This window comes from Xanthomonas sp. WCS2018Noco2-27 (assembly GCF_031843525.1).
GTDB lineage: Bacteria > Pseudomonadota > Gammaproteobacteria > Xanthomonadales > Xanthomonadaceae > Xanthomonas.
In genome coordinates this window covers 148,524-168,325 of the sequence record NZ_JAVTIK010000009.1, presented here as the reverse complement: position 1 = coordinate 168,325, position 19,802 = coordinate 148,524, and the positions used below count along the sequence as shown (strand labels likewise).

Below are 19,802 nucleotides of genomic sequence, written 5' to 3'. Positions count from 1 at the left end.
AGGTGCGCATCAGCGCGGCGGCGCCAGCAGTTCGCGCGCGCTCAGATAATCATCGCCGTTGGCATCCTGGCGTGCGAAGCGCTCGATCAAGGTGGCGCGATGCGCAGCGCGGGTGATCGGCTTGCCGCGCCGGCCCGGCAGTTCGTCGCCTTGCAGCACACCGTCGTGATCGACATCGCGCTGATCAAAGGCGTAGCTCATCCAGACCAGATATTCATCGCGACTGACACGGCCATCGCCATCGGTGTCCATGCGCTTGAGATAGTCCTGGCTGTCCTGCACCTGGGCATGCGCTGCAGACGCGCAAGCACAGACGATGCAGGCCATCAGCAGCGCGCGCGTCACCGAACGTTTCCAGCCGCGTGCGCCCACCGCAGCACGCGTCCCCCTGCGCTTACGTGCCACTCAGCGCATAGCCCTTGAGCCGCGCCGCGTATGCCTGCAGCGCGGCGTTGCCACTGGCTTCGGCCTCATGGCACCACTGCTGCAACTGCTTGAGACGCTCGGACGCATCATGGCTACGCGCTTCCAGCACCGCGGTCAGGCGCGCGCGGTACTCGACCAACGTGCGCATGCGCGGACGTTGCGCCACCCAGGCCTGCAACTGCGCGCGCGCATCCGGCTTGAGCCAGCGCCCGTCATCGACCAGGCCCTTGCGCAAGCGCCGCGGCAACAACTCGCGCAGCTTGGCGCCGGTGGCGGCGGCTTCCTCGCGCAAGGCCGGCTTGAGCACGTTGCGCTGGTAATCGGTCATGGCCTGAAAGCGGTGCGATAACAGCGCTTTCAGCGTATCTGCATCGGGCACGGCGATATTGGGGCGGATATCCAGCGACGGCGCAACACGCAGCACCTTGGCCAGACCCATGGCCTGCAACCCGCGAATCGCGATCCAGCCGATATCCAGTTCCCAACGCCGCATCGAAAACCGTGCCGAACTCGGGAACGCGTGGTGGTTGTTGTGCAGTTCTTCGCCACCGATCCACAGCGCCCACGGGGTGAGGTTGGTGGAGGTGTCGGCGGATTCGAAATTGCGATACCCCCACCAATGGCCCAGGCCATTGACCACACCGGCAGCCCAGAACGGAATCCACGCCATCTGGATCGCCCATAGCGCAATGCCGGGCAAGCCAAACAACACGCCGTTGAGCACCAGCAGCGCGATCGGCCCGGCATTGGCGTGCGGGGTGTACAGATGCCGCTCGATCCAGTCGCTGGGCGCGCCCTTGCCGTACTGCTCGATGTCGGCACGTTGCGCGCGCGCTTCGCGATACAGCTCCACGCCGCGCCAGAACACCTGCTTGATGCCCTTGGTCTGCGGGCTGTGCGGGTCTTCGTCGGTTTCGACCTTGGCGTGATGCTTGCGATGGATAGCCACCCATTCGCGGGTGATCATCGAGGTGGTGAGCCAGGTCCAGAAGCGGAAGAAGTGCGCTACCACCGGATGAAAATCCACACCGCGGTGCGCCTGGCTACGATGCAGGTACAAGGTCACCGCAAAGATGGTGAGCTGGGTGAACACCAGCAGCACCGCGAGCATGCCCCACACACCCAGCCCGGCCACGCCGGCGGTCAGGAAGTCGATGATCGGATCGGACAGCATCGGCAGTTCCACGGCGGCGGTTTCTCGTTGGTCGATGCAGACATGATGGGGGCGATCGCGGCAAACTTCACCCTTCGGATGCGTAGGGTGACGCCTGCCTTGCTAAAGCGGTTCACACGTGTCTTCTCCCTTACTGCCTGATGTCTTGCGTATGACTGTTTCCACCGATGTTGCCGATACGTTTGCCGATGCGCCTGCGCTGATCGAACTCGACCAGGCAAGTGTGATGCGCGGCCAGATCCGTGTGCTGCATGCGTTGCGTTTGCGGATCGCGCTTGGCCAGCACACTGCCATCCTCGGCCCCAACGGCTGCGGCAAATCCTCGTTCATCAAGCTCATCACGCGCGAGCTGTATCCACTGGCGCGTGGCGATGGCCAGCCTGCTGTGAAAGTGCTGGGGCAGGCGCGCTGGCAGGTGGAGCGGTTGCGCTCGCAGCTGGGGATCGTCAGCGGCGATCTGAGCGTCAACCTGGCGGACATGCCGGGGCTGGATGTCGAAAGCGCGGTGCTGTCCGGCTTCTTCGCCAGCTACGTGGTGCCGCCGCATCACGAGGTCAGCGACGACATGCGCGCGCGGGCACGTGAGGCCTTGGCGCTGGCACGTGCCTTGCCGTTGCTGGATCGACCGTTTGCCGAGTTGTCGGCCGGCGAGACCCGCCGCGTGCTGATCGCGCGCGCCCTGGTCAACCGCCCGCAGGCGCTGTTGCTGGACGAGCCGTCCACCGGCCTGGACCTGGTGGCGCGCCAATACATGCTCGACACCTTGCGCGGCCTTGCCCGGCAAGGCATCACGCTGGTGCTGGTGACTCATCACATCGAAGAGATCGTGCCGGAAATCGCGCGGGTGATTCTGCTGCGCGCCGGCACGGTGATCGCCGATGGTCCGCGCGATGCGCTGCTGACCGATGCCAGCCTGTCGGCAGCGTTCGACGGCCCGGTGCGCGTGCACCGCGACGGCGAGCGCTATTGGGCGACGGTGGGGGAATAAGCGCAGCTCACAAGACATGGCGAGCCGTCGTCAGGTAGGTGCGGACGGCACGCTCAGAGCCGGAGTGGACGCGTGGACCCTGCCGCACTCAGCACCGGCCGCGCCCGCTTGGCGGTGAGTGAGCACAGTCGTTTTGGGAGCTGCTCTAAGCCGGCGGCGCCAATGCTGCAGTCAGTTGCCCGACGCAGGCGCTCGCCACGCTGCGGCCTACTTCAGCGCATCCGCCTGACTGCGACCGCCTTGGCGGCGTGCAGGTCTGGCTGGCCCGCGTGCGGCGTCTAGCGTCGCAACCACGCCTAACCGCCTTGTACGGCATGACCTTGGACACGGGACGCGGTGCCGGCTGCTGCGGCTAGACTCGCCGCACACACCGACAGGAGTCTTCCCGATGGCCCAGTGGTATTTCCATATTCCCGGACAGGCCGACCGTATCGGCCCGCTCGACGATGCCAGCGCCCGCGCGCATGCCCAGCGCCAACCCGATGCGCTGGCCTGGCGCGATGGACTCGATGGCTGGACGCCGGCCCGTCAGCTGGCCGAGCTGCAGGGCGCCGGCAGCGCACCGCCACCGCTTGGCAGCATTGCCAGCGCCGGGCGCGCCGATGAAATCGACTACCGCATCGTCGGCAACGACATGCAGTTTGTCGAAGTGGAACTGGACCCGGGCGAGAGCGCCATCGCCGAGGCCGGCGCGCTGATGTACAAGGATTCGGCGGTACAGATGGACACCGTGTTCGGCGACGGCTCGCATGATGGTCAGGGCGGCAGCAGCGGCGGGCTGATGGGCAAATTGCTCTCGGCCGGCAAACGCGTTGTCACCGGCGAAAGCATGTTCACCACCGTGTTCACCCACGCCGGCAGCGGCAAGGCCAAGGTGGCGTTCGCCGCGCCCTACCCCGGTACGGTGCTGGCGCTGCGGCTGTCCGAGCACGGCGGGCGCCTGATCTGCCAGAAAGACAGCTTCCTGGCCGGTGCGCGCGGGGTGTCGTTGGGCATCGCCTTCCAGAAGAAAATCCTCACCGGCCTGTTCGGCGGCGAGGGCTTCATCATGCAGAAACTCGAAGGCGACGGCTGGGTGTTCGTGCACGCCGGCGGCACCGTGGTGGAACGCGACCTCGGCCCTGGCGAGCGCATCGACGTGGACACCGGCTGCGTGGTCGCCTATCACGCCGGCGTGGACATGGACGTGCGTCGCGTGGCCGGATTGAAGAGCATGTTCTTCGGCGGCGAAGGCGTATTCCTGGCCACCCTCACCGGCCCCGGCAAGGTCTGGCTGCAATCGCTGCCGTTCTCGCGCATGGCCGGTCGCATGCTGCAGGCCGCCCCGCAAGCCGGCGGTCAGCAACGCGGCGAAGGCTCGGTGCTCGGCGGGCTGGGACGGCTGCTGGATGGCGATAACCGGTTTTGATTGGGTGACGCGGCAGCTGAGTGCGATGGTCAGGTGCAAGCACACCTCGGTTCGACTGCGCTTGGTGCGGGCTGAGTGATTCGGCGGTCGCTTTCGAGCGCACCCTCATCCTCCGTGTGCGTGTCTCTTCTCCCGGTGGGAGAAGGGACACGCACCGGCCGATTGGTGTCATGACAACGGTCCGAGCGCAGCCGGCGACTGTCCTTGCGGAGCCAACGCGCCTGTTAGCGTGAGCGATGGGGCCTACGCCCGCAGCGGTCGTCTCGGCGCGCGTGTATTCTCCCTCGCCTTTCCCATCGACGTTTTCGCCATGACCGCGCTCCGCCGCTCCCGCTCGCTTGCCCTGTTGTCCATGCTCGGTCTGCTCTCGGCCTGCGGTGGCGAGCCACGCCCGGCAACGCCTGCGCCGGTGGTCCAGGCGCCTTCGGCCGCTGCGGCCAAACCGGTGAAGATCGGCATCGCGCTTGGCGGCGGCGCAGTCAAAGGCTTTGCGCATATTGGCGTGATCAAGATGCTCGAAGCCAACGGGTTTGCGCCTGTGGTGGTGTCCGGCACCAGCGCCGGCAGCGTGGTCGGCGCGCTGTATGCCAGCGGCATGGACGCGTTCGAAATGCAGGAAAAAGCGGTGGCGCTCGACCAGACCAGCATCCGCGATGTGCGACTGTTCTCCGGTGGCCTGGTGCAGGGCCAGAAGCTGCAGGACTACGTCAACGAGCAACTCGGCGGCAAGCCTATCGAGAAGTTGCGCAAGCCGTTTGCGGTGGTGGCCACGCGCCTGGAAGACGGCGAGCGCACCGTGTTCGTGCGCGGTAACGCCGGCCAGGCGGTGCGTGCGTCCAGCAGCATTCCCGGCGTGTTCGAGCCGGTGACCATCGGCAAATACCATTTCGTCGACGGCGGCGTGGTCAGCCCGGTGCCCGTGGATGCCGCGCGTCAGCTCGGCGCCGAATTCGTGGTGGCGGTGGATATTTCCAGCAAGGCCAGCGGCAAGAATCCGGGCGATCTGCTGGGCACGGTGAACCAGTCGATCTCGATCATGGGGCAGCGTCTGGGCGAAGCCGAGCTAAAGCGCGCAGACGTGGTGGTGCGCCCCAAGGTCAACGATATCGGCTCGGCCGATTTCAATCAGCGCAGTGTCGCCATCCTGGAAGGCGAACGCGCCGCGATGGCCGTGATGCCGCAGATCCGCGCCAAGATCGCGCAGCTACAGGCCGCGCGTAGCAGTGCCACGCGTAACGCCGCCGACCAGGCTGCAGCGGCAAAACAACAGGCTTACCAGCGCTGCCTGGAACAACGGTCGCGCTGGCAGAAACTGCGCGGCAAGGACGAGGAATGCGTGGCGCCGTAAAGCGGTTGTGGTGCGACGGGATGTCCGCTGCGCTCGATGCGTTGCTGGATCGGCGGTACAGGGTGATCGCGGGGCTTGCTGGTGGCAGGCAGGTGCTGCGGTTTTACCGCTCACTGTAAGCCGCGGTCCGCGAGGTCAAGGAAGAAACCGCGCGTCTGCATGTCGCGGGGTGCGTGCGACGGTGAGTTGCATGTGCTCGCTTGGGCGCGGATGAGCGGGTTCTTCGCTGTTGTGTAAAACGTTTTTGCGCGTCGGTGGTATCGGGACGGCGTCGCGGCCAGGTCCGCTCCTACGAAGTGCCGCATCTCGCTTGCTTGATGTAACGCGTTCTGCGCGTTTTCTGCTCGCATGGTTTACGGCGTTATCTGCCTGCCATTTGCACGCTGTTGCGCGAGGTGTTGATCCAGGCGGGCGAGCTTTTTCGCCTTGGTCGATGCCTGCTGCGTAAGCACTGGCGCTGTGTCGGGACGGCATCGCGGCCGGGGCCGCTCCTACGAAGTGCCGCAGCTTGCTTGATGTAACGCGTTCGGTGCGTTTTTCGCTCGTATGGTTTACGGCGTTATCTGCCTGCCATTGCATGCTGTTGCGCGAGAGGTGTTGATTCAGGCGAACTAGATTTTTCGCCTTGGTCGATACCTGTTGCGTAAGCGCTGATGCTGTCTCGGGACGGCGTCGCGGCCGGGGCCGCTCCTACGCAACGGCAGATGCGTTGGACTCCGCTTTAGGACGTTGGTTGCGATGCCGAGCCGATCATCGTGGTGCATGCACCGCGCGGTGATCGGCCGGTATCGCCGTTTCCTCAGTACCGCCAGCGCAGGGACACGCTGACAAAGCGCGGTTCGCCGTAGTTCTGGTAATCCAGGTTGGCCCAGTAGGTCTTGTCGAACGCGTTGCGTACCGCCAGCGTGGCGGTCCACTGGTCGCTGATGCGGTAGTTGGCGTTGAAGTGCACCAACGCATACGGATTCTGCACCACGGTGACCGGGGTGGTGGCGCCGCTGCCATCGCCGGTGGGGCGCGCGATGTTGAAGCCGCGCACCGCGCTTTGCCAACTCACGCCACCACCGATGCTCAGACGATCCCACGCGCCGGGCAGGCGTACCTGGGTGGACAGCTGCAGATAGTCTTCCGGCAGGTTGGCGTAGATCGCATCGGTGGGTGCGCGCGTGACCTTGACGTGGGTGTAGCCGGCATTGACCGTCCAACCCGGCAGCATCTCGCCGTTGATATCCATCTCCCAACCGCGACTCTTGGTACCGTCCACGCCGATAAACGCGGAGGTTCCATCGGGCAACGACGATTCGGGCTGGGTCATGTCGCGCACCGCGTAGTTGTCCTGCTTTGCTTCGAACACGGCGGCGGTGGCCATGGCGCGGCCGTCGAGTAATTGCGCCTTGATGCCGGCCTCCAGGTTGGAGCCTTCCACCGGCGCGAGCAGGTTGTTGTCCTTGTCGCGGTAGTTTTGCGGATTGAAGATTTCGGTGTAGCTGGCGTACACCGACACGTCCGGCACGATGTCGTACACCAGGCCCACGTACGGGGTGACTTCATCGCTCACTTTGTAGCGGCCGGTGGTACCGGTGTAGCCGCCGCTGACGTTGAAGGCCTGGGTGCGCGTTTGCCAGGTGCTCAGGCGCGCGCCGGCAATCAGCGACAACGGGTCGGCCAGGCGCAGGCGTGTGGAGGCGTACACGCCGCGCTGCGTGGTGCGTGCCTCACGGCGCGCGCCGGTGCGGCTGTAGCTCACCTCGGGTGCATCGCCATCCCAGTTGCGGATGTTGGGAATCCGATAGCAGCGCTCAGACCCACCGCTTTCGTTGATGCACGATCCCCAGCCGCTGGGGTACTGCTGCGCGATGCCGTAGGTGGTCGATTGCAGATCCTGCCAGCTGCCACCCAGCACCACGTCGTGCCGGCGGCCGAACAACGAGAACCCGCCCGACAGATACACATCCACGCCATCGCGGGCGTCGCTGGTTTCGCCAACGCCGGTGCGCAAGAACACGCCGCTGCCATCGGCGGCCGGATAGCCGGTGCCGTACACGCGAATGCTCTGCACATCGCCCTTGGTGTGCGCGTAGTTGACGCGCAGCAGCCAATCTTCGCCGAAGCGTTGTTCCAGATTGGCGAAGGCGGTGCTGGTTTCGCGCTGCCAGCGCGTCCATTCCGGTGCCATGTTGGTCGAGCGCGACAGGTTGGCCAGCGTGCCATCGGCCGCAAAGAACGGCACTGTGCCCCAGGTCGAACCGACCGGGCTGTTGTCCTGACGTTGATACCCAACGGTGAGCGTGGTGCTGTCGGTCAGATCGCCTTCCAGCACCGCCATGCCGGACATTTTGTTGTCGTGGTAGCGGTCGTAGTAGTAGTCACGGTCCTGCCAGGCCGCGACCACGCGGCTGCGGAAGCGGCCGTCGTCGGTGAGCGGTGCATTGACGTCGGCCTGGGTGCGGCGGAAATCCCAGGTGCCGGCGCTTGCGGCAACCGAGGCGTCGAACGTCTTGCCTGGGCGCTTGCGCAACAGGTTTACCGTAGCCGAGGGAATGCCCGCACCGGTCAGCAGGCCGTTGGCGCCGCGGATCACTTCGATGCGGTCGTAAAACACCGTGTCGTATTCCTGATTGGTCGCACCGCTATAGGTGGGCAAGCCATCGACCTGGAAGTCGGTGATCTGGAAACCGCGCGCAAAATACAGCGGGCGCTGGGTGTCGTAGAACGACACGTTGACGCCGGTGACGTTGCGCATCACGTCATCGATGCTGAAAAGCGACTCGTCCTCCAGGCGCTGCAATCCGATCACGCTTACCGACTGCGGCGTCTCCTGCAGGGTCAGTGGCAGGCGCGTGGTGGTGGCCGGCTGCGCGCGGCTCACCGTGCCGTTGACGGTGACCTGGTCGAGCGTCTTGGCATCGGCCAGGTCGGCTGCGTGCGCAGCGGCGGGCCAGGTCAACGCGCACAGCAGGGCAACAGACAGGGAGGTCAGTGGGTGGGTCAGTGCAGGCATCGGTCTCTCATCGATCGTGGGCGCACGCTAGGGCGTGGCGACAGGAAGCAGGCAGGCGTCGGCGTACTGCTCGGGCGACGAGCTGGCTGGCCTGGCGAGGCTGGCGGATCGACGAACAGGACATGGCCGGAGCCGGCCAGACGTTATGTAAATGTAAATCGTTATCGTTTGCAGAGCAAGTGCGGTCTGCCCTGGATTGCCTGTTCCTGCCGGCGCCATCTGCGCGACGGTGCCCGCTGTCGGACATCGCAGGTCAGCCAGATTCGTTGATCGCAACAGATTGTCCGCGCGATCGGGGCGCCCTATTCCGCCGGCACAACGCGTTTCGCACCCGGGCCCAGGCGACTAATGCATCACGCCAGATGCGACAGCGGCAGGCCTTCGGGCGCCTTGACCGTGCGCAGGACGAAGCTGGAATTGACGTCAGACACGCCGGTGGCATTGAGTAGCCGATCCAGCAGAAATCGCGAAAAATGCTCTAGGTCGCGCACCTGTACCTGCAACAGATAATCCATGTCGCCGGTCAGCGCCCAGCACGCCACCACTTCGTCCCAACCGCGCACGCCGTCGGCGAACAGCTCGATATCGGCCTGACCGTGCTGCTCCAACTGCACCCGCACAAAAGCCTGCAGACCCAGCCCCAGCGCGCGCGCATCCAGGCGCGCACCGTAGCCGGCGATGATGCCGGCGGCCTCCAGCCGTTGCGTGCGCCGCAGGCAGGCCGACGCGGACAGATTCACCTGCACGGCGAGCTCGGCGTTGCTGGTACGTCCCTGCGTCTGCAGCAAGGCGAGCAACCGCAGATCGGTGCGGTCCAAGGCGATTGGTTGGTCCATATGTTGCGCAGCAGCAGATCGAGACGCATGAATCTTGCGCGTAAGTCCCGGCGCTGCGCAAGATTCGCAATCCTGTTGCGCAGCGATCCGGCTAAGGTGAATCCTTAGTCGCTACGGAAGTCCTGCCGCATGAACACTGCCCCGCGCCGCGTCGAAAACCAGCTTACCGACAAGGGTTATGTGCCGGTCTACACCACGGCCGTGGTCGATCAGCCGTGGGACGGCTATAGCAGCGACGACCATGCCACCTGGGGCACGCTGTATCGCCGCCAGCGTGCGTTGCTGGTGGGCCGCGCCTGCGATGAGTTCCTGCAGGCGCAGGACGCCATGGGCATGGACGATAGCCAGATCCCGCGCTTCGATGCGCTCAACGCGGTGCTGCAGGCGGCCACCGGCTGGACGTTGGTCGGCGTGGAAGGCCTGCTGCCGGAACTGGATTTTTTCGATCACCTGGCCAACAAGCGTTTTCCGGTGACCTGGTGGATCCGCCGCCCCGATCAGATCGATTACATCGCCGAGCCGGACCTGTTTCATGACCTGTTCGGGCATGTGCCGCTGCTGATGAATCCGTTGTTTGCCGACTTCATGCAGGCCTATGGCCGTGGCGGGGTCAAGGCGCACGGCATTGGCCCGGACGCGCTGCAGAACCTCACCCGGCTGTATTGGTATACGGTGGAATTCGGCCTGATCAACACGCCGCAAGGCTTGCGCATCTATGGCGCCGGCATCGTGTCGTCGAAAGGCGAATCGCTGTATTCGCTGGACTCGCCCGCGCCCAATCGCATCGGCTTCGATCTGCAGCGCATCATGCGCACGCGCTACCGCATCGACAGTTTTCAGAAGACCTATTTCGTCATCGACAGCTTTGCGCAGTTGATGGACGCGACCAGCCCGGACTTCACGCCGATCTACGCGGCACTGGCGCAACAGGCGCAGGTGCCGGCCGGCGATGTGCTGAGCAGCGATCAGGTGATTCAGCGCGGCAGTGGCGAAGGCTGGAGCCGCGACGGCGACGTCTAAAGCAGCCACCTTGCGCTGCCCGCCGCGGCGCAACGCAGCGGTGCAACGCGGTTAACGCCGCGAAGGACTGCGCGTCCGTGTACCGGCGCTGCGTGTTTGACACGGTGAGATGCGAGGCTGAAAGCCGCGCGCCGTGGTGCGTCGCTGCATTGTGCTGCCCTGTCGCGCCTTCGCCAGACGGCGGCGTCACCCTGGCAAGGTGATGCGACGCACGTGCAGTTCGCGCTGCGGGACAACGCAGTGCGCAGCGACTCGACACCGTCGCCAGCGCGGACTATGGTCGAGACTCCCCACATCGCATTCGCTCAATGGACCTGACGCATCTGCGCATCCGGCGCTTGGAGCTGGACGACACCCGCCTGCTGTTCACCCTGGCCAACGGCATCCGCATCGACGAGCCCATCCAGGCGCATCGGTTGTTGCTCAAGGCCACGCCACCACAGCGCGCGCACTGGCAGATCACCGAGGACGGCCATGGCGTGAATTGGCCTGCGGTGGCGCCGCCCACAGCGGAAGGGCTGATCAACATGCCCGAACTGCTGTGGCGCCGTCGCGCCGCACGCGCGCAGGCAAAACTGGCAACGTTACGCGGACGCCTGGACGCGCTATCGCCGGGCGAACGCGAGCTGGTCGCGCTTGCCCGGCTGGATGCGGACATGACAGAAAGCGGCTACGCCCGCTACTTCGACCGCTGGGATGCGGCCACCCGCAGCGACGCAGTGCGCGGTCTGGCAGCAATGGGCGCAGCGCAAACCCGGCAGGCCATCGAGGGCCTGGGCGCGGTGTTTGAACGGCTGGAAGAAGACCCCGAACTGCTCAGCATCGAAGACATCCTGGACGCCATGAACGAGGCCGACCGCCAACGCGTGCAGGGCTGGGAAGAGGTCTATTACCGCCGCTCCGGCGACCTGGCGCGGCTGGGCCTGGTGCATTACGGGGTGGATAAGGCCTGAGCCTTGATCCATGCGCCGCGCGCCGTGTGCGACGAGCATGCAGGGTGACGCAGACGGACACGCCGCGATCGCTGCGTGCGAGGGCAATCCCCGTCGCGCATGCGGGCACCTCAGCGACGCAGTGATCCGGCAGCGGCACGTGCGCAACGGCGCACCGGATGGCTGGGTGCCTATCCGCAGACAGGCACGCCTGCGCGCATCAGCGCCCGCTCACAGCCGGCATTGCGCATCGTCCACCCCAGGCACGCGCTCCCATTGCCAGGCGTCTACCTGCTCGCCGCGTGGCAGATAGTCCACATCGAACTCCTTGCCGTCGCGACGCAAGCGCAACTGCAGATGCTCGGTCTGATTGCCCTGGATGCCGTCCTGCGGCACCGGACGCACGATCTCATCGCCATTGCGCACTCCTGCCTGCGCGGCCGCCGACGCTGCCATCAGCCCGCGCACGATACGCTTGGGTTCGGCCAGCACCGCCGGCTCGAATCCCAACACATATCGCCGCAGTGGCTTGCTGGTCCTGCGAAAGCACGGCCCGAACGCGTCCGACGCCGGCAACGGCGGCGTGCCGGCCAGGAAGGCATGAAAGTCCTGCACCGCCGCCTCGCCCAACTCCGCCTTCAGCAAGGCCTCCCAATCGGCCTGCGTTGCCTCGCGCTGCTGCCCGATCGCCAGCAGCTCACGCAGCAGGTCATCCAGCGAACGCTGGCCCTGCGATCGCTTGCGTAGCGCATCGTTCACCGTGGCCAGATACAACATGCCGCGGTCGTAGGCGAGCATGCGGATGCGGGTGTCCTTCCAGAATCCCTCATCGATGCGTGCGTTGGGCAGATTTCCCAGCGCATTGGTGTAGTAACGCGCTGCGGTCGTGTTGAGCGAATCCAGAAACTGCTGCGGGGTGAGCAAACCGAATCGCAGCGGCAGCAGCGCCTGGTAGAACACCGCCGAGCCTTCGGTGAACCAGGTCGTGGACTCGGGCCCGTGCTCGGAAAGGCGCGGCTGATAGGTATGGAACATTTCGTGCGACAAGGTGATCTTGATCAGGTCCACATCGGCACCGTCCCCTGCGCCATAGGTGGTGACGAAGGACTGGTTCAATGCGGTCCCGCCGCCCGCGTTGACCGGGTTGTAGCGCAGGAAGATCGTGTAGGGCCTGGACTCGGGGTGCGGAAACGCCAGCTCGAACTGCTCGTGCAGCTTGCCCACCCACGCGGATAACGCATTCGCATCGAAGGGCGGTTGCCCCTGCCAGGCGACCGAAAACCCGTCCGCACGCGGCACGCTCGGCCAGCGTCCGACCTGCCCGGCCATGAAGAACACGAAAGGCAAACTGTCGTTGTCGATCTGCGCGACCTGCACCGTCCCTTCGCCGAACGAGCTCACCCCCTTGGCGCCATCGGGCAGCTGCGACAGATCCCAGCGAATGGTCAACGCGTACGTTTGTGTCTGCGGCGGCAGCACCAGAAACATGCTCGACACTGCAGAAAACGCATGCGCATCGTTACGGAACGAAATGGGCGGCGCCGGGCCGCGTGGCGGCCGGGTCGCATTGGCCGGGACACGGTAGTGCAGGCTGAGCGGGCCGCCGAGCGCGCGTGGCGCAGTCCAGACGCGCAACGGGCCTTGATCGCCGCGCTCCTGCGCGGTGGCCGCGCGCCCGGCGAGCTGCACCGTCCCTTGCGCATCGGTGGCTTCGATCGAGACGATGTGCTCGGCAGCGCTATCCACGTTTCCCTCTTGCATCGGCAGCTGCGCCACGATGCCGCCGCGAGCCACGGTCAGCGTGGCCAGGCGCAGACGCACCTCTAGCGTGTCCACCTCGCCCTTGGTTGCATGCGGTGCAAGCTCCAGGTCCAGCGCAATCGGAGCAGGGACGGCCAATGCCGGGCTGGCCAGTGCGCCAGGTGCCAGCGCGATGAGCACACACAGAAGCAACCAGGGAGTTTTCATGCGCGCCGAGCAGTGTGGGATCGCCAATCATGCCGCCGGTCGAGGCCGCCTGCCAGCATGCCGAAGGTCATGCGGCGCAACGCACGGCGATGGCTGCAGGACTGGATCGAATGCCAGCGGGGTTGTAGCGCTGGGTCGGCGGGGCATTGCTTGGGTGGCGCGTCTGCGGCGCCCATACCTGCGCTGCATCGCGCCGACGGTTCACCCTGCCGGCGCTGGCAGGTAGGCCAACAACAGCACCAATGGTGCATCACCGGTCTGCTGCAATGCATGGGTGCTGCCCGGGCGCGTCAGCAGTGCATCGCCTGCTGCGACGTCGTATTGCTTGCCATCCAGCGCGTATAGGCCACGCCCGCTGACGATGTAGTAGACCTCGTCCTTGTCGTGCAGGTGCAGGCCGATGCCGGCACCTTTGTGCAGCACGCGTTTGCGCAGCACGAACTTCAACTCTGGCGCGTCTGCGAAGAACGGATACGCCGTGGTGGGGCCGGCGCCGCCGTGCGGGCCGGGTTGTTCGCGGGCGAGATCGCGCTCGTGCACGACCAGCGACGGATGCGCCTGTGCGGCGCGTTGCGCGGCGGTATCGGGGGCTGCGCCGCAATCGGCGTCGCGACGCAGCTGGGGTTTTAACTCCGGCTGTAGCTGCACCCAGCCGTGCACGACCAGGCAAGCCACTGCGGTAGCGCCGGCGCGGCTGAAATGAGTGCCATCTGCTTTGCCCTGTTCGGGGACGAACAGAAAGTACGGCTTGGCGGCTTGCTCGCCGAGTGCGCGAATCCAGTCGCTGGAACTGGCGTTGAGATCGATCAGGCCGACGCGTTCGTCGGCCGCCAGTTGCTGCATGGCCAGGGTGTAGCGGCCATGCGTATCGAGCAATGCGCCGAAGTCGTAGAGCAGGCGTGCGGCCGGGGTGATCAGGATCGGCGTGGCGCCCTTCTCGCGCGCGGTGGCGATGTATTGGCGCAGGAACCGCACGTAGTCGCCTTGCGGGTCGGTATAGCGTGTGGGGTCTTCGCGTTTGGCATCGTTGTGCCCGAACTGGATCAGCAGGATGTCGCCCCGTTGCAACTCCTTGGCGATGGCGTCCAGGCGCCCTTCGGCGATGAAACTGCGGGTGCTGCGGCCACCTTTGGCGTGGTTGTGCACCTGCCACTGCGCGGGGTCGAACCACGCTTGCAGCATCTGGCCCCAGCCGGCTTGCGGTGCGCGATCGGCGCCGTACTCGGCCGCGGTGGAATCGCCGGCGATAAAGATGCGATGGGGCGCAGCATGGGCATGGGCGATGCCAGTGCAGAGCAGCAGCATGGCGATGAGCAGTCGACGCATGAGGGGCTCCAGGTGAGTGCGGTGTTTGTTGCTGTTGCTGTTGCTGTTGCTGTTGTTGCTGTTGCTGTTGTTGCTGTTGTTGCTGTTGCTGTTGCTGTTGCTGTTGTTGCTGTTGCTGTTGCTGTTGCTGTTGTTGTTGCTGTTGTTGCTGTTGTTGTTGCTGTTGTTGCTGTTGTTGCTGTTGTTGCTGTTGTTGCTGTTGTTGCTGTTGTTGTTGTTGCTTTTGTTGCTTTTGGATCTGGCTTTGCTGCTATCCGCAGTGCGGTACCGACGTATGGCTGCACGCTTGATGCGTGATTTCGACGCGACTTGCATCCGTACTTCGCGCGTTGGCTGGATCCAGCTCGGGCGACGTGATGCTTCGGTGGGTCATCGTCAACATCGGCATTGCTGGTTATTGAGCGAGTCCGATGCCTGCGCTTGAGTGCCGGTTGACTGTCTTCCGCCGTACCCGCGCCCCGAGCCGCGCTTGCGGCACGCGCGCCCATGGCGCGTAAGCCGTGCCTTCTCGCTTCGATGGGAGAAGGGCTCGATGCACGCGCGCTTTCGGTCAAATACACGAGTGCTTCTGGACGAATGCACATGTGTTTCTGCTCGCATCCACGCACGCTCTCTGTTCACAACGGATGCACTCACGCTTTTGGGCACCGGCATCGGAGTCAGTCACAGCAGGGCGTGCAGTGACTGTCACCCACTGCTTGTCTCAACAGTGGGTGACGCCATGCGATGAATGACGCGTCAGCGACGTCTCAAGCACTCACCTTGCGGCGCAGGCCTGCTCCCGGTGCAGGAACACAGGCACGCGCATGCCGCTACACTCAGGCAGCGGCGGCTTCGCTCTTGCCCAGCAGGCCGGCGACGAAGTTGCGGATCTCCGCATCCTGCGCATTGTCGAAGAAGCACTGCTGGAAGCGCTCGCCGCCGATGGCCTGCTTGATCAGTTCCGGGTCGATGGCGCGCAGGCCGTCGAGGTAGGACTTGGCGGTGGCCTGCTTGACCTGGGTCAGGATGCCGGCATTGGCAGCCTGCGATTCGCGACGCTCGGCCGGGTAGCCCAGACCGCGCTCGCCGCTGAAGGCCTTTTCGAAGATGTAGCGCACGTTGATTTCCGCGCCCCAGCCGTAGCCCTTGGCGAATGCCAGCGACAGTGCGTTGCCGTTGTTGACCTGCGCAAACAGGTAGGCGTCGGTCGGCTCGATGCAGTAGCCGCAGAACACGCCCGGGTGGGCGTTGAGCGACATCATCGCGCCCTGGCCGGTGCCGCAGCCGGCGACGACAAAGTCGACCGCCTTCGAGTTCAGCAGCAGGCTGGCGACGATACCCAGATGGATGTAGGTCAGGCGGTGGTCGTTGTCGCCGTCCATGCCGACGTTGAACACGTTGTGGCCTTGTTCGCCGGCGATGTCGTTGAGCTGCTGCAGGATCACCGGGTTCTTGGCGGCCTGACTAAACTCATTCATGAGTGCAATTTTCATGGGAATGCTCCGATTGGTTGGGGAAGAGTGGTTCGGAAAAGGATGGAGGCTAGGGACTGCCGCGAGGTGCTTTCGATTGCGGTCCCATCTGGGGCTTTCGGCGCGAAACGAACAAGCAGTGACCAAGACTCCGCGCACCCTTTGATGACGGTCCCGGACGAGTTGCTGCCCTCATCCGCCCTGCGGGCACCTTCTCCCGCTCGCGGGAGAAGGACGTGGCATCGCGGGACACCAGGGGCGGCTGCGCGCGTCTGACAGTGCGCGCCATGGCCATGCGATCTGGATCAGCGCGCCAGCCAGCCGCCATCGACCGGGATGATGGCGCCGTTGACGTAGTCCGAGGCGCTACTGGCCAGGAACACCGCGGTGCCGCCGAGATCGGCCGGCACGCCCCAGCGCGCGGCCGGGATGCGATCCAGGATCGACTTGTTGCGGTCTTCATCGGCACGCAGCTGCGCGGTGTTGTCGGTGGCCATGTAGCCCGGCGCGATGGCGTTGGTGGTCACGCCCTTGCTGGCCCATTCGTTGGCGAGCAGGCGGGTGATGCCGGCGATGCCCGACTTGCTGGCGGTGTACGAGGGCACGCGGATGCCGCCCTGGAACGACAGCATAGAGGCGATGTTGATGATCTTGCCGCGGCCCTGGGCGATGAAATGACGGCCGGCCGCCTGCGCCATGAAGAACGCCGACTTCAGGTTGACGTTGAGCACGTCGTCCCAATCCTGCTCGCTGAAATCGACCGCGTCGGTGCGACGGATCAGGCCGGCGTTGTTGACCAGGATGTCCAACCCGCCCAGGCCGGCGATGGTGGCGTCGACGATGCGCTGCACCGGCTCGATGCTGATCAGGTTGGCTTCGATGGCGATAAAACGGCGGCCCAGCGCCTTGACCTTTTCTTCGGTCTCGGTGGGCGCCTGGATGCCGGCGGCGGCGATGTCCGCGCCCGCTTCGGCCAATGCCAGCGCGATGCCCTGGCCCAAGCCGGTGTTGGCACCGGTGACCAATGCAACCTTGCCTTCGAGACTGAACGGATTGCTCATTACCTTATCGCTCCTGCTGGGTGTGCCACGTTGTGATGAGTGAGCCGCGCAGTGCGCGGCAGAGTGCGTGTGTCGTTTGAAATGCTGCGTCACCAACGCCTGAGGTGGAGCGCGCTGATGTTGCTAGTGCGCACCTGGATCGCAGGCGTCACCGAAGCGAACAATGGATCGAGACCGGGCTTACTTGAGCTGGCAGATGTCCAGCACATGCATGTCGGTGTAGTCCAGGTTTTCGCCGCCCATCGCCCAGATGAAGGCGTAGTTGCTGGTGCCGGCGCCCATGTGGATGGACCACGGCGGCGACACCACCGCTTCGTTGTTCTGGATCACGATGTGACGCTGCGCTTCGGGCTCGCCCATGAAGTGATACACGCGGTCGTTGGCGCCGAGGTCGAAATAGAAATACACCTCGCTGCGACGGTCGTGCAGATGCGGCGGCATGGTGTTCCAGACGCTGCCCGGCTTGAGTACGGTCAGGCCCAGCAGCAGCTGCGAGGACTGGCAGGTGGCCGGCACGATGTACTGGTAGATGGTGCGCTCGTTGCTGGTTTCCAGCGCGCCACGGTCCAGCGCCACCGCATCCTTGATCGACAGCTGCTTGGTCTCGAAGCGCGCATGCGCCGGTGTCGAGGCCAGATAGAACTTGGCCGGGTTGGCGGCATCGTCCGAGGCGAAGCTGACATCGGTGCTGCCCATCGCCACGTACAGGCCGTCCTTGGGACCGAGCGTGTAGGCGGTGCCATCCACGGTCACGGTGCCGCTACCGGCGCCGACGTTTATGACGCCCAGTTCGCGGCGCTCCAGGAACGGGTGACCGGCGGCCGAGGCCGGCTCGGTCTGCTTGGGCAGTTCCAGCGCGGTACCCAGCGGTGCGGCGCCACCGAGCACGAAGCGCTCGTAATGGGTGTATTTGAGCGTCACCGCACCATCGACGAACAGGCCGTCGAGCAGATACAGCTCGCGCAGGTCGTCGTTGCTGGCGCCCTTGATGGCATCCGGGTGGGTGGCGTAGTGGGTCTTGCAGTACAGGGACATGCGCGATCTCCGTGGCAAGCGGGGGGAAGAGGGCTTGCTCCGTAGGTAGTCTACCGGCTCTGGTTAACCGGTGTCATTGCGCAGTGCACGATAGTGGGATGGGTGGGTCTGAGGGACTGCCTGCTTCCTTCTCCCACCGGGAGAAGGTGGCGCGCAGCGCCGGATGAGGGTGCGAGGCGACGCGCAGTCTTGGGGGCCGCGGCTTGAGCGGTGAGTGTGCTTACCGTGTTTTCGGCGCGGGCGCTCCAAGACACTCAGGCGGGAGAGGGGCTTTGATCCCTTCTCCCACCGGGAGAAGGTGGCGCGCAGCGCCGGATGAGGGTGCGAGGCGGCGCGCAGTATTGGGGCGAGGCTTGAGGCCTACCGCGTTTTCAGCGCATGCCTAAGTTGTTCTCAGATGCCTGCCTGCCGCCGTGCCCTCACCCCAACCCCCGCTCCGCTCCCTGGCCCGCGCGTGCGGCGCGAGCGCTCCAAGGCACGCGCGCCCGTGGCGCGCAAGCCATGCCTTCTCGCCCCCGCAAGCAGGAGAGGGGCGTCGGGAGAGGGGCGTCACCGCAGCGATCGGCGCACTGCCTTCCCCCGCCTGCGAGGGAAGGTGCCCGAAGGGCGGATGGGGGCCAGCCGTTGGCCGATCGAGACAGCTGTTCTCACCTTGACCGGCACAACGTCCTGCAAGGTGCAGCGGTAGGCCCGCGCCGCGTGGGATCGCGGCGCGCAGTGCTCAATCTTCCGGCGGTTGGCAGGAGTCGCGCACGATCAGATGCGGGCGCACGCTGGCGGTGGGCAGTTGCGGGGCGTTGTCGGGCTGGATCAGCATGGCCGCGGCGGTGCGGCCGGTGTCGCGGGTGTGGCGGCGCACCGAGGTCAGCGGTGGCCACAGGCGCGAAGCCAGCGAGCTGTCGTCGTAGCCGATCACCGAGAGCTGGCGCGGGATGTTGATGCCGGCGCGCAGCGCGACCTTGTAGATACCGGCAGCCATTTCGTCGTTACCGGTGAAGATGGCGGTGGGGCGCTTTTTCCCCAGCAGCAGCTTTTCGGCGGCGGCCACGCCCGATTCGAAGGTGTAGCCGGCTTCGACGATACGCTCGGACGGCAGTTCGATGCCGCGCCGGGTGAGCGCGTCGGCAAAGCCGGAGGTGCGTTCGATCGAGGAACGGTAGGCGCTGGGGCCGGTGACCAGGGCGATGTCGCGGTGGCCGAGCGAGAGCAGGTAGTCGGCCGCCTCGGCGGCGCCGTCGCGGTCGTGGGTGATCACCGTTTGCGAGGTGGTATCCAGCGCGACCGAGGCGATGCGGGTGTAGCGGCAGCCGATCTCGGCCAGCATATCGGCCAGCGCCTGATCTTCGGACGCGCGCGGCACCAGGATCACCCCGTGCAGCTTCTGCGCCTGGGCGAAACGGCGCACGCCTTCGATGTAGCCGGGGCTACGGCTGTCGCAAGGGTGCACCACCAGCTCGAAACTGGAGCCGCGCAGCGCGTCCAGCGCGCCGTACTGCATGTCCACGATGTATTGCGCGGTGGGATTGTCGTAGACCATGCCGATCAGGAACGAGCGCCGGAACGCCAGCCCGCGCGCGAGCGGGTCGGGCGAGTAGCCAACCTCGCGCATCAACGCCTCGACCTTCTCGCGGGTGTCTTGCCGCACCAGCGGCGAGTTGTTGATGATCCGCGACACGGTCTTCTTGGACACGCCCGACATCCGTGCGATGTCGTTGATCGTGGCTACCTTGCCCTTCGGCAGGCCGGGCATTCCCTCTTCAGGCATCTTGCGGGCGGGCATAGCGGTCAACCAGTGAAGTTGATTGGATTCTACCGGCCAGACGGC

General features: G+C 65.4%; 16 protein-coding genes and 1 other RNA gene. 6 read left to right on the top strand and 11 right to left on the bottom strand.

Going from position 1 to position 19,802, the window contains the following annotated elements; translation table 11 throughout:
• Positions 1-9 precede the first annotated feature (9 nt).
• Positions 10-327 carry a calcium-dependent protein kinase 21 gene (locus tag RQH86_RS15485; RefSeq protein WP_115552892.1) on the bottom strand — a complete coding sequence of 106 codons (318 nt, stop codon included), beginning with the start codon at positions 325-327 and terminating at the stop codon, positions 10-12.
• A gap of 67 nt (positions 328-394) precedes the next feature.
• A complete protein-coding gene (locus RQH86_RS15480) occupies positions 395-1,600 on the bottom strand; it encodes a fatty acid desaturase (protein WP_311240037.1) in 1,206 nt (401 codons plus the stop codon).
• A 151-nt stretch (positions 1,601-1,751) separates the two neighbouring features.
• Here RQH86_RS15480 and RQH86_RS15475 point away from each other — a divergent pair, with 151 nt between their 5' ends.
• Positions 1,752-2,588 (top strand): ATP-binding cassette domain-containing protein, encoded by an 837-nt coding sequence (locus tag RQH86_RS15475; protein WP_311240036.1) that lies wholly within the window; start codon positions 1,752-1,754, stop codon positions 2,586-2,588.
• Positions 2,589-2,592: 4 nt separating this feature from the next.
• Here the strand turns inward: RQH86_RS15475 and RQH86_RS15470 are convergent.
• Positions 2,593-2,669, bottom strand: a non-coding RNA gene (locus RQH86_RS15470) — sX9 sRNA.
• Positions 2,670-2,976: 307 nt separating this feature from the next.
• Here RQH86_RS15470 and RQH86_RS15465 point away from each other — a divergent pair.
• Positions 2,977-3,996 carry a TIGR00266 family protein gene (locus RQH86_RS15465; RefSeq protein ID WP_115552556.1) on the top strand — a complete coding sequence of 340 codons (1,020 nt, stop codon included), beginning with the start codon at positions 2,977-2,979 and terminating at the stop codon, positions 3,994-3,996.
• Positions 3,997-4,306: 310 nt separating this feature from the next.
• Positions 4,307-5,344: a patatin-like phospholipase family protein gene (locus RQH86_RS15460; RefSeq protein ID WP_055853820.1), complete on the top strand. Its 1,038-nt coding sequence runs from the start codon at positions 4,307-4,309 to the stop codon at positions 5,342-5,344.
• A 799-nt stretch (positions 5,345-6,143) separates the two neighbouring features.
• Here RQH86_RS15460 and RQH86_RS15455 read toward each other — a convergent pair.
• A complete protein-coding gene (locus tag RQH86_RS15455) occupies positions 6,144-8,345 on the bottom strand; it encodes a TonB-dependent siderophore receptor (protein WP_311240035.1) in 2,202 nt (733 codons plus the stop codon).
• Positions 8,346-8,698: 353 nt separating this feature from the next.
• Complete coding sequence (locus RQH86_RS15450; protein ID WP_055853825.1) at positions 8,699-9,181, bottom strand: Lrp/AsnC family transcriptional regulator; 483 nt, start codon at positions 9,179-9,181, stop codon at positions 8,699-8,701.
• A gap of 129 nt (positions 9,182-9,310) precedes the next feature.
• On the opposite strand from RQH86_RS15450, the gene phhA reads away from it, so the two are divergent.
• On the top strand, positions 9,311-10,201 hold the full coding sequence (gene phhA, locus RQH86_RS15445; protein ID WP_055853828.1) for a phenylalanine 4-monooxygenase: 891 nt from the start codon (positions 9,311-9,313) through the stop codon (positions 10,199-10,201).
• A 308-nt stretch (positions 10,202-10,509) separates the two neighbouring features.
• The gene (locus RQH86_RS15440; protein ID WP_311240034.1) at positions 10,510-11,154 is read left to right on the top strand and encodes a DUF4375 domain-containing protein; all 645 of its coding nucleotides are present in this window, start codon (positions 10,510-10,512) and stop codon (positions 11,152-11,154) included.
• A 210-nt stretch (positions 11,155-11,364) separates the two neighbouring features.
• Here the strand turns inward: RQH86_RS15440 and RQH86_RS15435 are convergent, their stop codons facing one another.
• A complete protein-coding gene (locus RQH86_RS15435) occupies positions 11,365-13,101 on the bottom strand; it encodes a peptidase M61 (protein WP_311240033.1) in 1,737 nt (578 codons plus the stop codon).
• Positions 13,102-13,302: 201 nt separating this feature from the next.
• Entirely contained in the window at positions 13,303-14,427 is a 1,125-nt protein-coding gene (locus RQH86_RS15430; RefSeq protein WP_311240032.1) for a GDSL-type esterase/lipase family protein, read from the bottom strand.
• 12 nt (positions 14,428-14,439) lie between these two features.
• Between RQH86_RS15430 and RQH86_RS15425 the strand changes: the two genes are divergently transcribed.
• Positions 14,440-14,724, top strand: coding sequence for a hypothetical protein (locus RQH86_RS15425; protein WP_311260730.1), 285 nt, complete (start codon positions 14,440-14,442; stop codon positions 14,722-14,724).
• A 521-nt stretch (positions 14,725-15,245) separates the two neighbouring features.
• Here RQH86_RS15425 and RQH86_RS15420 read toward each other — a convergent pair.
• The 4 genes from RQH86_RS15420 to RQH86_RS15405 all read right to left on the bottom strand — a co-directional run bounded on the left by RQH86_RS15420 (position 15,246) and on the right by RQH86_RS15405 (position 19,757).
• Entirely contained in the window at positions 15,246-15,902 is a 657-nt protein-coding gene (locus RQH86_RS15420) for an RpiB/LacA/LacB family sugar-phosphate isomerase (RefSeq protein WP_311239901.1), read from the bottom strand.
• A gap of 284 nt (positions 15,903-16,186) precedes the next feature.
• Positions 16,187-16,942 (bottom strand): 2-dehydro-3-deoxy-D-gluconate 5-dehydrogenase KduD, encoded by a 756-nt coding sequence (gene kduD / locus RQH86_RS15415; protein ID WP_055853846.1) that lies wholly within the window; start codon positions 16,940-16,942, stop codon positions 16,187-16,189.
• A gap of 180 nt (positions 16,943-17,122) precedes the next feature.
• Positions 17,123-17,977 (bottom strand): 5-dehydro-4-deoxy-D-glucuronate isomerase, encoded by an 855-nt coding sequence (gene kduI / locus RQH86_RS15410; protein WP_055853850.1) that lies wholly within the window; start codon positions 17,975-17,977, stop codon positions 17,123-17,125.
• Between the two features lie 721 nt (positions 17,978-18,698).
• Positions 18,699-19,757, bottom strand: coding sequence for a LacI family DNA-binding transcriptional regulator (locus RQH86_RS15405; RefSeq protein ID WP_055853853.1), 1,059 nt, complete (start codon positions 19,755-19,757; stop codon positions 18,699-18,701).
• Positions 19,758-19,802: the final 45 nt, after the last annotated feature.

Coding starts and splice junctions, on each gene's coding strand:
- RQH86_RS15485 (WP_115552892.1), bottom strand. CDS start 327: ATGGCCTGCATCGTCTGTGCTTGCGCGTCTGCAGCGCATGCCCAGGTG.
- RQH86_RS15450 (WP_055853825.1), bottom strand. CDS start 9,181: ATGGACCAACCAATCGCCTTGGACCGCACCGATCTGCGGTTGCTCGCC.
- kduI (WP_055853850.1), bottom strand. CDS start 17,977: ATGTCCCTGTACTGCAAGACCCACTACGCCACCCACCCGGATGCCATC.
- RQH86_RS15460 (WP_055853820.1), top strand. CDS start 4,307: ATGACCGCGCTCCGCCGCTCCCGCTCGCTTGCCCTGTTGTCCATGCTC.
- RQH86_RS15480 (WP_311240037.1), bottom strand. CDS start 1,600: ATGCTGTCCGATCCGATCATCGACTTCCTGACCGCCGGCGTGGCCGGG.
- RQH86_RS15405 (WP_055853853.1), bottom strand. CDS start 19,757: ATGCCCGCCCGCAAGATGCCTGAAGAGGGAATGCCCGGCCTGCCGAAG.
- RQH86_RS15430 (WP_311240032.1), bottom strand. CDS start 14,427: ATGCGTCGACTGCTCATCGCCATGCTGCTGCTCTGCACTGGCATCGCC.
- RQH86_RS15420 (WP_311239901.1), bottom strand. CDS start 15,902: ATGAAAATTGCACTCATGAATGAGTTTAGTCAGGCCGCCAAGAACCCG.
- RQH86_RS15440 (WP_311240034.1), top strand. CDS start 10,510: ATGGACCTGACGCATCTGCGCATCCGGCGCTTGGAGCTGGACGACACC.
- RQH86_RS15435 (WP_311240033.1), bottom strand. CDS start 13,101: ATGAAAACTCCCTGGTTGCTTCTGTGTGTGCTCATCGCGCTGGCACCT.
- kduD (WP_055853846.1), bottom strand. CDS start 16,942: ATGAGCAATCCGTTCAGTCTCGAAGGCAAGGTTGCATTGGTCACCGGT.
- RQH86_RS15465 (WP_115552556.1), top strand. CDS start 2,977: ATGGCCCAGTGGTATTTCCATATTCCCGGACAGGCCGACCGTATCGGC.
- RQH86_RS15475 (WP_311240036.1), top strand. CDS start 1,752: ATGACTGTTTCCACCGATGTTGCCGATACGTTTGCCGATGCGCCTGCG.
- RQH86_RS15455 (WP_311240035.1), bottom strand. CDS start 8,345: ATGCCTGCACTGACCCACCCACTGACCTCCCTGTCTGTTGCCCTGCTG.
- phhA (WP_055853828.1), top strand. CDS start 9,311: ATGAACACTGCCCCGCGCCGCGTCGAAAACCAGCTTACCGACAAGGGT.